Source organism: Chryseobacterium sp. S90, assembly GCF_047444895.1.
In the GTDB taxonomy this organism is placed as follows: domain Bacteria; phylum Bacteroidota; class Bacteroidia; order Flavobacteriales; family Weeksellaceae; genus Chryseobacterium.
In genome coordinates this window covers 193,678-206,984 of record NZ_JBLGCX010000007.1, presented here as the reverse complement: position 1 = coordinate 206,984, position 13,307 = coordinate 193,678, and the positions used below count along the sequence as shown (strand labels likewise).

The window sequence follows — 13,307 nt, the reverse complement described above, 5'->3', positions numbered from 1 at the left end:
ATGAATCCGAGAGTTTTAGAATTAATAAAAAATCCGAAAAATATTCAGTTAGAAGACCTTGGTCTTTTGAAAGAAGAAATTCATACTTTTCCTTATATTCAAAATATCAGGGCGCTTCATCTGTATGGAATCCATCTGTACGAAAAAGAAAACTATCAGAAAGAGCTTTCTACAACGGCAGCCTATACTACTGACAAGAAGATTTTGTATCAGCTGATCAATGGAAAGATAAAACAGGAGTCCAAATCAGAGATTGTTGAAGAGAAGAAACCTTCTAAAACAATTGAAAAACCAGCTCAATTAATCCAGAAAACCAAAGCTTTCCCTATCAAAAGAGAAGAGGGCGTTTCTGTGGAAAAACCAGCAGAAGAGCATGATGCTGCATGTGTTTTACCAACTGCACTGGAGGTTAAACATATTTATGTAAATGGTGAACGAAACAGAATTTTATTCGAAGGAGAAGAAAATTTCCTGGAAGAGCAAAATTCTGAAACAATAGATATTGAGTCTACCCTGGAATCAGGGGTTCTGGTTACTCAAAAAACTGAACCTGTAGTGGAAGAGCCTGTTCAGCAAGAAGAACAAGCTGAAACAGAGGAAAAAGCAGGAGAAAACTTCACACCGGAAGCCATCATTCACGAAGATCAGATTTCTTCAGAAAAAGAAGAAGAAAAGATTGACGAAGAAGAAAATATCAGTTTTCATGAGATAGCTCCTGTAGTACCGGAAGAAAATATTGAAGAAGTTGTAGAAGAACCTGTAAAAACAGAATCAACAGCTAATGAAACTGAAATTGTTTCTGAAGAGGAATTTTCTCAACAAGAAATACAAGCTGAAATAGAAGAGAATGCTGGAGAAAATTTTACACCAGAAACCATTATCGACGAAGATCAGATTTTTGCCGGAAAAGAAGATACACTAGGTAATGAAGAAGTGTCTTCAGTGGAATTGTCCGATGCTGAAGTAAGCTTCCATGGCACGGAATCATTTATGCCGGATGTTAAAATCCAGGCCAACAACGAAGAAATTTCTGAAAAAGCTGAAGTTTCCCAGCCTCATGTAAATAAGCATGAAGAGGAAATGAGACGTCTCATCGAAGAAGTTGAGAAAAAGATGAAGGAGGCAAAACCTGTTGCTCAAGAAGAAAAAACAGAGTCTGAAGCAGCTGGAGATCATGAAATTAGCTTTGCTGAAACCCAGAATTTCCATTTCTGGTCAACAAGTGAGGATAAACCTTCAGAAATCAAAGAAGAGCCTGTAAAAGAAGAAACTGTTGTAAATCAATTACCTGCTGAAGAGGAGGTTAAGGTTGAATCCGCAGAAGAAAAAGAAGAAGCTCCTGAAGCTCAGTCTTCATGGAAGCCTATGAGTGTGGAATCTAATATACCTGATTCATTAATCAGTAAGTCAACAGAAGCGGCGGCTCCTGAAATAAAAATTCCGGCAGCGGAAATAATTCCTGCAGAAGAACCAGAACAGATAATGGAAGCTGAAGCCCCATCTGAAACGGAGGCTATTACAGAAATTGTTCAGGAAGATACTGTTTTAGCAAAAGAAGAAACTTCAGAAGTTGCTGAAGATCAACCTGTCCCAATTGAAACAACCGAAGGAAATACTGATAAAGCTGTTGAAAAAGAAGAAGTTCCGGTGATGAATGTTTCTTTCTTTGGAACCGATATTTCTACCCTTAAGGTTGAAGATAAGCAGAAGGAAAGTAAAGAAGAACCTGTAGAGCAAATACAGGAAGTTACTATGAAGAATACAACACAGCCGCAATTAGACAGTAATGTTCCCGGTTTTATCAATACCTGGCAAAGCTGGCTTAAGATCGACAGAACTGAAGATGTAGAGAAAGAGAAATCAGAAACCAAAGAAAAGGCTATTGAAACCTTCATTGAAAACAATCCTAGAATCAGTCAGTTAAAAGAAGAAAGCTCCTATGTTGTTAAAGAAAAGAACGATGACATCTCGCATTTGATGACAGAGACGTTGGCAAATCTTTACTTTGAACAGAAACTATATACAAAAGCAATAAAAGCGTTTGAAATACTAATCAAAAAGAGTCCTGAGAAAAAAGAATACTTTGAATCTAAAATTCAGGATATTAAGGACTTTAGAAGTAAAAATTAAAAGGAAAAAGGTACTGATTTTAAACAGTACCTTTTTTTATTTATAAATTCTGAGGATCACTTTTACTTCCTCGTAATTTTTTCCATGCTCTCCGTCCAAAAACAATCACAAGAATTAAGGCAATTATTGCAAGAATTGCTGCAATAACCGGTGCAGCCATGGCGAGAACAGACATGAGACCAGCTCCGGCTGTTTCCGTGGTTCCTACCACAGAATTCCCCAACCCTCCTGTTGTGGCTGTAGAAGCGGCCCTTATTCCTGCAAATCCGGAACTGATGGTAGCTGCTGTACCTCCACCTGCAATTAATGCCAGCGCCCATTGTGGGAATGTTCCCAACTCTGCAAACTGACTGGCAAATAGTATAGAACCCGCTACCGTTGCCATCGGAATAGAGACCGTATCCAGCAAATGATCAATAAAAGGGATGTAATAGGCTAGTATCTCAGCCACTGTGGCAATTCCTGTTGTAATCAATGTAGGAAGACCTGCAAGCCATTCAAAATGCTCATTCATGGGAATCCAGTTGAAATAAGAAGAAAGACTTACGATAAACATCGGGAGAAATACCCGAAATCCCGTAGCTGCTGCTAATCCAATCCCGATAAATGCGCTGATGACATAAGAAAAATAGGGAATATTATCTAACATATTAATTTTCAGATTTATTGTTTTCCCTAAATTACAAAAAGTATATGATATGTGGAGTATTATTGATTTCTGAGTTTGGGGATTCGGGTTACGGGTTTCGAACTTCGCTATTCGTGATTTTTTGTAGAATAAGAATATTTTCTCTACGTAATTATCTGTGAAAATCTGTGCGATCTGTGGGAAACAAAAAAAATCTGCAAGCTAAAACCACCTACAGACCATTTTATTTTAATGAAAGACTATTTTTTCTGCGTTTCACAAAGCTTTATAAACTGAGCCTCCACATCCTGAAACTTCGGTGGCATCTCAGGAGAAACCCAAAATAACATAGCCATCGTTTTTTCACCAAAAGCTTCTTTAAATAACTCTTTATTCAAGCGGTAGCATTCTCTCAGTAATCTTTTGATACGGTTTCTATGGACAGCTTTTTTAAAATATCTTTTTGAAACAGAAACCCCGAATCTGGGTGCTTCTATTGGAAGGGTGGCTTTGTCTTTCAGAATAATGATTCTCAGATTTCCGCTGGTTCTCCATTTGCCTTTCTCAAAAAGCAAACTGATTTCCGTATTTTTTTTGAGCTTTTCCGCTCTGGGATACTTGGAATTTGTCATTTACGGAATGTGAATTTAATCCTGTTTTAATAAATGATTAATCACTTCAGAAGCAGTGTACAACCCGAAAATGGCAGGCATATAACTTATGGTTCCGTAAAAAGATCTTTTATAATTGGTTCCGTCAGTCATTTTTAAACTTTCTTCATCCTGAATATCATTGGCAAAAACACAACGGACACCTTTGTCAATTTTCACTTTTTTCAGCCTTTTTCTGACTTGTCTTGCAAGATGGCAGTGTTCTGTTTTACTGATGTCTCTTACCAATACTTTACTTGGATCGGTTTTTCCGCCGGCTCCCATTGAGCTTACAATTTTGATCCTTCTTCTTTTGGCAGCGATAATCAAAGAAAGTTTTGGAGTAACACTGTCGATACAGTCCAAAACATAATCAAATTTTGCCGAATCCAATACTTCTTCCATCCTTTCCGGATTCAGAAACTCATTGATTTTCGTTAAATTAAGCTGTGGATTGATGTCAAGAAGCCTTTCAGCAACAACATCCACCTTATGTTTTCCGACAGTAGAGTGTAAAGCAGGCAGCTGTCTGTTGATATTTGTAATATCTACTGTATCACCATCCACAATGGTCATATTTCCTACTCCGGCTCTCGCCAGAAACTCTGCGGCAAAAGAACCTACTCCGCCCAAACCTACAACAAGCACATTTGCCTTGATCAGTCTATCCAATCCTTCTTCCTTTATCAAAAGTTCAGTTCTTTCCAGCCAGTATTTATCCATTTTTTATCGAGTGTAAATTTTCTAAAATTTGTTCATTCAGTTGTTCCAGGGAAATAGCTTTTATTTCCGAAACTTTAATGTACAATTCTTCAATGTTAAAATCTTCATTATCAGTTTCTAAAAAGATTCTGTCTAATGGTGTTTCTTTTATAATATCCTGCAAAGATAAATTATACAAAACAGCTTTTCCAAAACTCAGGTAAAAATTATTGCTCAGAAGATCTTCGGCAATTTGTCTTTTTTTATTGAAACCATGAATGATCATTGGTTGTTCCGCCTTCTTTTTAAAAGAAATAACCTCATAAAATTTTCTTACACAATGAATAATCAGAGGTTTTTTTACCTCATTTGCGATTTCTATCTGTCTTAAAAAAACTTCTTCCTGAATTTTCTGATCCACAGAAACTAAAGAATCCAAACCACATTCACCAATAGCAAAACAGTTTTCAGACATCGTACTTTTCATCCATGAAAACTGCTGTTCTATAGTATTAACATCAATATCGTTGGGATGAATACCGATGGAATAAGGGAAATCTGGTGGAGTTCCTTTCGACAGATTGTAAATTCCGTTTCTGATATATCTTTTATGATGGTGAAAATCAAAAAAATCCATATTCAAAAATAAGTATTTTTCAGATTTAATTTAAAATTATTAAACGATCGTTTATAAATGTGTTAAAAATTTCTTAACTTTACTCAAAGTGCACTTCATGAAAAAAAAATTTACAGAAAAACAGATTCACATACTGGATATTGCGGAAGAGCTCATCGCCAAGAAAGGATATGAGGGAACTTCTGTAAGAGATATTTGTTCCAAAGCTAATATCAACGTCGCTATGATCTCTTATTACTTCGGTTCTAAGGAGAAAATGATGTCTTATTTATATCAGTACAGAGTACTGAAAACCAGAGAAAATTTTTCAGAATTTGCAGATACCATCAAAGATGGGAAGCCCGAAATGCAGATGAGAGAGATGATCAAATATATCGTTTCTCAGCTGTTCAAATATAATTATTTTCATGGGTTCGTTACCCAGGAACTCCGCCATACAGAAAACCTGAAAGATGAATTACTTGATTTCTACCAGCTATTTGTAAAAAAGCTGGATGAAGTAATTAAAAAAGGAGTAGCTTCCGGTGTTTTTACTTTTACCCCCAAACCTGAAGATATCCTTACCATGATTATTGGCTCCACTTTATTTGTTATCAGAAATAAAAATTTTTATGAACTGTATGTTCCGAGTAAAAACGAAGAAACATATACTAAGGAAGCGGAGAAAAAGGTAAGAATGAATCTTTTATTAAGTGTTTTTGCAATTTTGGGATACGCTGCAGACTAAAATTACGTTAAATATTCATAAAAAAAAATCTATTGGCAAAAAAGTTATATTTTTGCAAATTAGTAAATCGGCTGTATAATCCGAAAACTGTTGAACTTTTTATATGAAAAAATATATTTTAGGTCTTTTTGCTGTAGCGGTGATTTCATCTTGTGTAAGCCAGCAGGAAAGAGCAATGAGGAGTGCTGATAAAGAATTTATCTTGAAAGCAGCTAATGAAAACTTTGCTAAGAAAAAGTGGAAAAATGCATTGGCTCTTTATGACAGACTTGCAAATCTTGTGGCAGGAACAGATGATTTTCCTAATGTAGGTTTCAACACTGCTTATGCCAACTATTATGACAAGAGTTATAAATTGGCAGGTCACCAGTTCAAAAACTTTGCAGTGAGCTTTCCGAAAGATCCAAGAGCTGAAGAGGCGGCTTACATGTCTGCATTATGCTATTATGAAGGATCTATGGATTACAACTTGGATCAGTCCAGTACAGAATTGGCGATTAATGAACTTCAGGACTTCCTGAACAATTATCCAAACTCTGAGAGATCTAAAAATATCAGCCAACTGATTGATGAATTGTCTTATAAGCTTGAATTTAAAGCCTATGAAAATGGAAGACAATACTTCAAAATGGGAGATTATAAAGCAGCGAATGTAGCATTGGAAAACGTTCTGGAAGATTTTCCAAGTACAAAACTTCGTTCAAAAATTTATGATTATATCCTGAAGTCACGCTATGAACTGGCGATGAAATCTGTTTATAATCTTAAAGCTGAGCGTATTGAAAGTGCATTAACTTATACAAGATTTGTAGAAAAAGAACTTCCTAATACAGAATATTCTAAAACAGCTACAGATCTGAGAGAAAAACTGGAAAAGGAAAAAGAGCATTTTGCTGTTGTTAAAAAAGAAACAGATGCTAAAATTGCAGCTTTAACAGCAAGACAGAAAAAAGAAGCTGAAAAATTGGCCGACCAAGGTAAAACCGAGCAGCAAATTAAAGATCAGATCAGCAATGAAAAGAAAGCAATGCAGTTACAGAGGGACAGTGCAGCACTTAAGACCCCTCCTCCTGCAGCGACTTTCAAAATTCAAAGATAATTCGTAAATTTGCCATCTTAAAATAAAAATAATTTTCTCAAAATGAGTGTAAAAGATACAAAAGCAGAAGTAAATACAATTACTTACGATAAAGATAAGATTGAAGATAAAGTAGGTTCAATCTATGAAGCTATTGTTATCATGGGAAAGAGAGCAGAGCAGATCAATGCGGAGATCCGTACGGAACTTCACAACAAATTGGATGAATTTGCCGTTCACAATTCTACATTAGAAGAGGTTTTCGAAAACAGAGAACAAATTGAGATCTCTAAACATTACGAAAAGCTTCCAAAGCCAACTTCAATTGCTATTGAAGAGTGGTTAAACGAAGATGTTTATTTCAGAAAAACAGAAGATAGAAAATAATCATCTGTGTTTTTTATAAATGAGGGTCATAAAAGAAATCTGTTCTTTTATGACCTTTGTTGTTTTAAAGCCTGATTGTGTGGGAAAAAATAAGTATTTTAGTATTTCAAAAAATTAAAACTCAATGAGTGTTTCCGGTAAAAAGATACTTATCGCCGTCTCTGGGGGAATTGCGGCCTACAAAATTCATTTTTTGATAAGAGATTTTGTGAAAAAAGGTGCTGAAGTGCAGGTCATTATGACGCCCGATGCAGAGCATTTTGTAACGAAACTAAGCTTATCTACACTATCCAAAAAACCAGTGTATTCAGAATTTTACAGCGATAACGGAACATGGAACAGCCACGTGGAAATGGCACTGTGGGCAGATGTTATGATCGTAGCGCCCTGTACAGCCAATACACTGTCTAAGATGGTGCATGGGATGTGTGATAATCTGGTTATTGCAACTTATATGTCTGCAAAATGCCCTGTTTTCATAGCTCCGGCAATGGATCTTGATATGTACGTACATCCTTCCACAAAGAAGAACCTGGCGCTTGCAGAAAGTTTTGGACACATGATAATTCCTGCAGAAAATGGAGAGCTTGCTAGTGGACTGATCGGGCAGGGAAGAATGGCAGAGCCGTCAACGATTTTTAATACTGTTGAAAACTATTTTACACAAAGCAATCATTCCGGAAGCCTTGAAGGAAAAACGGTTTTAATTACTGCCGGCCCTACCTATGAAGCGATAGATCCTGTAAGATTTATAGGAAATCATTCATCGGGAAAAATGGGATTTTCTCTGGCAGAAGAAGCTTCAAAAAGAGGAGCAAAAGTGATTCTGATTTCAGGACCAAGTTTCCAAACCATTAATGATCCCAATGTTGAACTTCATAAAGTAACTTCAGCAAAAGAAATGCTGACAAAAGTATTTGAATTTTATGACAAAATAGATATTGGTATCGCAAGTGCTGCGGTGGCAGATTACGCTCCAAAAGAAGTAGCAAAAGAAAAGATCAAGAAAAATGATAATAACCTGACGATTGAGCTGGTTAAAAATCCTGATATCCTTAAAACGATGGGGGAACAGAAAACCCATCAGTTTCTGGTAGGTTTCGCTCTGGAAACCCAAAATGAAGAAGAAAATGCAAAAGGAAAGCTGGAGAAGAAAAACCTTGATATGATTGTGTTAAACTCTTTGCGTGACGAAGGTGCCGGGTTTAAGAATGATACCAATAAAATAAGGATCTTTACAAAGACAGAGAAAAAAGAATTCGACCTGAAATCCAAAGATGAAGTAGCGAAAGATATTCTCAATTTTGTTGAGTCTCAACTTTTAAAATAATTTTAATAAATTTCCGTTCTCAATTTTTAATAGACAATGAAAAAAATTATAAGTTTATTTTTTCTGTTTTTTATATATACCCAAAGTTTTTCCCAAGAGCTGTTGGCAACCGTTCAGGTAAACTCCCAACAGGTAGGAGGAAGTAACCAGCAGGCATTTAAGGCATTGGAGAAAAGTCTCAGGGATTTTATCAATAACACCAGCTGGACAGGGAAAAAGCTTCAGAATTTTGAAAAAATAAAATGTGGTTTTTCCGTTGTTATTGGAGAAAGAGATGGAAACAGATTCAAAGGATCTATTGTTGTTCAGGCTATGCGTCCTGTTTACAATACTACTTATGAATCCCCTTTAATTAACCTTCAGGATCAGAGATTTGGCTTTGAATATATTGAAAATGAGAGTCTTATTTTTAATGAAAGACAATTTTCAGGGAAAAACCTTACGGATGTAGTCAGTTTCTACATTTATCTTATTTTGGGATTAGATGGAGATAGTTTCCAGTCAATGGGAGGGTCTCAATGGTACGCAAAAGCACAACAGATAGCCCAGAATTCTCAGAACAGAAATTATGAAGGATGGAATACCATCAATGAACCAAGAAGCCGCTCTATATTAATCAATGAAGTGATGAATCCTAACTGGAACCAGTTACGTTCTACTATTTATACTTATCACAGAGCCGGAATGGATAATCTTTTCAATCAGGATCAGACTGCCGGGAAAAAAGTGATCTTTGATGCCCTGATGCAATTGAAAATGTACGAGAATACATTTCAACAGGCATTTTTCTTTAACCTGTTCATGGATACAAAAAGTGATGAGATCTTCAATATATTCAATTCCGGAAATAACGGAGGTTTGATTCTTAATGATCTTAAACAGACGATGATTATTCTTTCGCCGAAAAATATTGATAATAAGTGGAATAAGTGGAAAGTATAAGATCAAAATTCATTAATAAACTTTAAAAATTTTTGAGAAATAGTTTTTTGAGAAGTTGGACCTGAAAAAATGTTAATGAGCAGAAAGCACTTAAACATATTCAATTCATTAAAAAAAACTTACTTTTACAGTTCAAACTGAAATTGGATCATAACCCAGATTATCAATGCTTTCGAGAATATATATTAAAAACTTTGCCCTGATTGATACCCTTGACGTATCTCTTAAAAATGGTTTACAGGTTATTACCGGTGAAACAGGGGCGGGTAAATCTATTATTTTAGGGGCGCTCCGACTTATTTTAGGAGAAAGAGCAGATGTAAAATCCATTGCCAAAGCTGAAGAGAAAAGCGTCGTTGAAACTGAATTCTCCCTGAACAACCAGTTTAAGAAATTCTTTATTGAAAATGATCTGGATTACGAGCTTCAGACGATTATAAGAAGAGAAATCCTTCCATCGGGGAAATCGCGTGCCTTCATCAATGATGTGCCGGTAACGCTGGATATTCTTAAAGAACTTTCTTCACAGCTGATCGATATTCATTCCCAGTTTGAGACATCCAATCTTTTCACTTCAGAATATCAGTTTAAAATTATCGACGGACTTTCTGAGAATAAAAAAATTATTGAAGAGTATCAGAAGGAGTTTTCCGACTTTCAAAGCCTGAAACTGCTGTTGAAAAAACTGAAGACTCAACTTTCAGAAAGCAATAAAGAAAGCGATTATAAAGAATTTTTACTTAACGAGTTAGAAGAGTTAAAGCTTGATGATGTTGATTATGAAGATGTTCAGAATCAGCTTTCCATTCAGGAAAATGCAGGAATGATATCAGAGAATGTTGGCCAAATTCTGTCCAGGTTTCATCAGGAAGAAATAGGAATTCTGTCATTCTTTAATGAAGCTACCCATAAGCTTTCAAAAATTTCTGAAGTTTCTACCAGTTTCGCAGAGTTAGATGAAAGACTGGAAACGTCTTTTGTAGAGTTAAAAGATATTATTTCTGAATTGGAACATGCTGCCGAAAGAGTTGAAATCAATCCTGAAAATCTGGTACATCTTACTGATCTTAATAATAAAATCAACGCTTTATTTCTTAAACATAATGTTTCAGATCTTAATGAACTCATTGAGATCAGAAATCAGCTGGCAGGAGATCAGAAAGGAGCTTCAGACCTGGAGCTTCAGATTGAAGAAACCGAGAAGAATATTGCTCAAAAAGAAAAAACACTTCAAAGTCTTGCTGCAAAGCTTTCAAAGAACAGACACAAAAATATTTCTGTCTTCATCAAGAAAGCTGAAGGTCTTCTGAAAAAATTAGGTCTTGAAAAAGCTAAAGTTGATATAGAACTGCAGGATGCTGAGGAATTCAATCCATTTGGAAAAGAAAATATTCAGCTGTTATTCCAGGCTAATTCCGGATTCCCTTTAAAACCAATTCAAACGGCTATTTCCGGAGGAGAAAGATCAAGGGTAATGCTGGCTGTAAAAAAGATTATTGCTGAAAGCGATGAGCTTCCAACCCTTATTCTGGACGAAATTGACACCGGAGTTTCAGGAAAAGTTGCCGAAGAGATCGGAAACCTTATGAGAGAGATGTCTGAAGACATGCAGCTGATCGTTATTTCACACCTGGCGCAGGTTGCTGCAAAAGGAAACGATAACTATAAAGTGGTAAAGCAGGATATTTCCGGCAGAACACAATCTACTATAATTCCTTTGAGCAACGAAGAAAAGCTGAACGAAATTGCCCAGTTACTTTCCGGAAGTAAAATTACGGAAGCTGCTCTGGCACAGGCCAAAGAGCTTATTGGATAACTACATAAATCTATTTTTCTTTAAAAACTTGTAACATATTTTACATTATATTTACTAATGTAAAAAAACTAACATATGTTTCTAAAGTTCCTTAAGCTTGAAATAAAAAGCTTTTTCCGTGGTACATCTTTAGGGATCAATCTGACCATGAAAATCCTCCGCTTTATTGGAATACTTTATTTCGTGGGCTGTCTTGTAGGCGGGGCTTTTATTGCTTTTTTCTACGTGCAGGAGGAAATGCATCAGAATCCTGTAAAGGTGGTTTCAAAATTCATGATTGTTGCCTGGATTATTGATCTTGTTCTCAAATATCTCTGGCAGGAAATTCCTACGCAGAATATCAAGCCATTCCTCACGATGAATATCCGGAAGAATACATTGGTCAATTATATGCTGGCCAAAACTTTTCTTTCTGCATTCAGCTGGCTGAGTTCTTTATTCTTTATCACATTTTCATTGATTGCTTTATTCAACGGATATAGTATCTTAGGAGTATTGGTGTGGCTTATAGGGGTGATTTCATTGCTCTATCTGAATAATTTCCTCAATATTTTCTTCAACGGTAAAGAAACGTTGGCGGTGATTATAGGAGTATTCCTTTTGGGTATAGGAATGTTGGGATACTATAAAATAATTCCGGTTCTGTCTTATTCTGAATCTGTTTTCTTCAGTTTCTATGAAAAACCTTACTTTGCACTGATACCTGTTGCTTTGTTCGCTGTGCTGTGGTGGATTTGTTTCCGTTACCTGCGTAATGAATTTTACCTGGACCAAAGTCTTGAAGCGAAAAAAACAATCGGGAAAACAGAGAATATTGCTTTCCTGAATAAATATGGAGTTATTGGAACATTTATCAATAATGACATTAAAATGCTAAGACGTAATAAAGTACCCAAAGGAATTTTACTGGGCAGCTTTATGTTTCTGTTCTACGGATTGCTGATGTTTACTTCTTCAATGTACAAAACACCGGCAATGATGATGGTGATGGGACTTTTTGTGACAGGAGGATTTCAGTTTCTGTTTGGGCAGAGAGTTCCCGCTTTTGACAGCTCATATTATCCGTTGATGATGACCCTGAATGTTCCCTATAAAGAATATTTAAAAGCGAAATGGTGGCTGATGAATATTGTAACAGGAATTTCTATCATTATAGCGCTTTGCTATGCCTATTTCGGATGGGAAGTCTACGTTACATTTTTTGCCGCAGGATTATATAATATTGGCGTAAATTCTCAATTTACCTTGTGGTCGGGAGCTTTCAATAAAACTCAGATTGATCTTAATACAAAAGAAAAAAGATTGGGACAGAAAGGGAGCTTCAATATGATCGCGATGCTTCTGCTGATTCCTAAAATGCTTCTTCCCATGGGAGTATTTGCCTTAACAAAATATTTGTGGGGAATTACAGGAGGAGTAATAAGCATTGCAATTATCGGAATTGTAGGATTTTTCCTGAGAGAGAAAATCTTCGATATTATCGTAAAACTTTACAAAAAAGAAAAATACAGCACACTGGATGCATTTAAAAATATAAGTTAAGCCATGATCAACATACAAAATTTATCTAAAACATACGGGACAGCAACGGTTCTTAATATTGAACATCTTGACATTCCAAACGGGGAAACATTTGGCCTCGTGGGAAATAACGGAGCCGGGAAAACTACCCTTTTCAGCCTGATGCTCGATCTGATTCAGGCTACTACAGGATCTGTAAGCATTGACGGAATTAAAGTCGCTGAATCTGAAGCATGGAAAAATAAAGTTTCAGCCTTTGTAGACGATACGTTTCTCATTGGCTATCTTACTCCTGAGGAATATTTTTACTTCATTGGAGAGTTGAGAGGGCAGAACAAAGCATCTGTAGATGAATTCCTGAAGCCTTTTCATGATTTTTTCAATGGAGAAATCCTTAAATCAGGGAAATATGTCCGTGACCTTTCAAAAGGAAATCAGAAAAAAGTAGGAATTGTAGGGGCAATTATTGGAAATCCTGAGATTATTATCCTGGATGAGCCTTTTGCCAACCTCGATCCATCCACACAAATCAAACTGAAAAATCTGATCAAAGAATTATCAAAACAGGATGGTGTTACTTTTCTGATATCCAGTCATGATCTTTCCCATACAACGGAAGTCTGCAACAGAATTGTGGTAGTGAACAAAGGCCTTCTGGTAAAAGATATTCAGACCAATCCGGAAACATTGAAAGATCTGGAACAATATTTTGCAGATCAGGTTTCTGTTTCGGATATTTAATACCACAAAAAAAGAGGT

At 36.0% G+C, this 13,307-nt stretch carries 13 protein-coding genes; 9 read left to right on the top strand and 4 right to left on the bottom strand.

The window, feature by feature from the left end; genetic code table 11:
- A complete protein-coding gene (locus tag ACLMCG_RS18645; RefSeq protein ID WP_413960749.1) occupies positions 1 to 2,130 on the top strand; it encodes a hypothetical protein in 2,130 nt (709 codons plus the stop codon).
- Between the two features lie 40 nt (positions 2,131 to 2,170).
- On the opposite strand, the gene ACLMCG_RS18640 is transcribed toward ACLMCG_RS18645, so the two are convergent.
- From ACLMCG_RS18640 to ACLMCG_RS18625, 4 genes are all read right to left on the bottom strand, one after another.
- Positions 2,171 to 2,779: a DUF4126 domain-containing protein gene (locus tag ACLMCG_RS18640; protein ID WP_413960748.1), complete on the bottom strand. Its 609-nt coding sequence runs from the start codon at positions 2,777 to 2,779 to the stop codon at positions 2,171 to 2,173.
- A 239-nt stretch (positions 2,780 to 3,018) separates the two neighbouring features.
- Positions 3,019 to 3,390: a ribonuclease P protein component gene (gene rnpA / locus ACLMCG_RS18635; protein ID WP_413960747.1), complete on the bottom strand. Its 372-nt coding sequence runs from the start codon at positions 3,388 to 3,390 to the stop codon at positions 3,019 to 3,021.
- 15 nt (positions 3,391 to 3,405) lie between these two features.
- On the bottom strand, positions 3,406 to 4,131 hold the full coding sequence (locus ACLMCG_RS18630) for a ThiF family adenylyltransferase (protein WP_413960746.1): 726 nt from the start codon (positions 4,129 to 4,131) through the stop codon (positions 3,406 to 3,408).
- The gene (locus ACLMCG_RS18625) at positions 4,124 to 4,747 is read right to left on the bottom strand and encodes a TatD family hydrolase (RefSeq protein ID WP_413960745.1); all 624 of its coding nucleotides are present in this window, start codon (positions 4,745 to 4,747) and stop codon (positions 4,124 to 4,126) included. The genes ACLMCG_RS18630 and ACLMCG_RS18625 overlap by 8 nt, the downstream gene beginning before the upstream one ends.
- 97 nt (positions 4,748 to 4,844) lie before the next feature.
- Between ACLMCG_RS18625 and ACLMCG_RS18620 the strand changes: the two genes are divergently transcribed.
- The 8 genes from ACLMCG_RS18620 (at position 4,845) to ACLMCG_RS18585 (ending at position 13,289) form a co-directional block, all read left to right on the top strand.
- The gene (locus tag ACLMCG_RS18620; protein ID WP_027372956.1) at positions 4,845 to 5,474 is read left to right on the top strand and encodes a TetR/AcrR family transcriptional regulator; all 630 of its coding nucleotides are present in this window, start codon (positions 4,845 to 4,847) and stop codon (positions 5,472 to 5,474) included.
- 103 nt (positions 5,475 to 5,577) lie between these two features.
- Positions 5,578 to 6,573, top strand: a complete 996-nt coding sequence (locus ACLMCG_RS18615; RefSeq protein ID WP_413960744.1) for an outer membrane protein assembly factor BamD — start codon at positions 5,578 to 5,580, stop codon at positions 6,571 to 6,573.
- 42 nt (positions 6,574 to 6,615) lie between these two features.
- Positions 6,616 to 6,939, top strand: a complete 324-nt coding sequence (locus tag ACLMCG_RS18610) for a DNA-directed RNA polymerase subunit omega (RefSeq protein ID WP_047424579.1) — start codon at positions 6,616 to 6,618, stop codon at positions 6,937 to 6,939.
- A 124-nt stretch (positions 6,940 to 7,063) separates the two neighbouring features.
- Positions 7,064 to 8,269, top strand: a complete 1,206-nt coding sequence (gene coaBC / locus ACLMCG_RS18605) for a bifunctional phosphopantothenoylcysteine decarboxylase/phosphopantothenate--cysteine ligase CoaBC (protein WP_413960743.1) — start codon at positions 7,064 to 7,066, stop codon at positions 8,267 to 8,269.
- Between the two features lie 36 nt (positions 8,270 to 8,305).
- Positions 8,306 to 9,211 (top strand): DUF4835 family protein, encoded by a 906-nt coding sequence (locus ACLMCG_RS18600; RefSeq protein WP_413960742.1) that lies wholly within the window; start codon positions 8,306 to 8,308, stop codon positions 9,209 to 9,211.
- A 166-nt stretch (positions 9,212 to 9,377) separates the two neighbouring features.
- Positions 9,378 to 11,027, top strand: coding sequence for a DNA repair protein RecN (locus ACLMCG_RS18595; RefSeq protein ID WP_413960741.1), 1,650 nt, complete (start codon positions 9,378 to 9,380; stop codon positions 11,025 to 11,027).
- Between the two features lie 75 nt (positions 11,028 to 11,102).
- Entirely contained in the window at positions 11,103 to 12,569 is a 1,467-nt protein-coding gene (locus ACLMCG_RS18590) for a DUF5687 family protein (RefSeq protein ID WP_413960740.1), read from the top strand.
- Positions 12,570 to 12,572: 3 nt separating this feature from the next.
- The gene (locus ACLMCG_RS18585; RefSeq protein WP_413960739.1) at positions 12,573 to 13,289 is read left to right on the top strand and encodes an ABC transporter ATP-binding protein; all 717 of its coding nucleotides are present in this window, start codon (positions 12,573 to 12,575) and stop codon (positions 13,287 to 13,289) included.
- Positions 13,290 to 13,307: the final 18 nt, after the last annotated feature.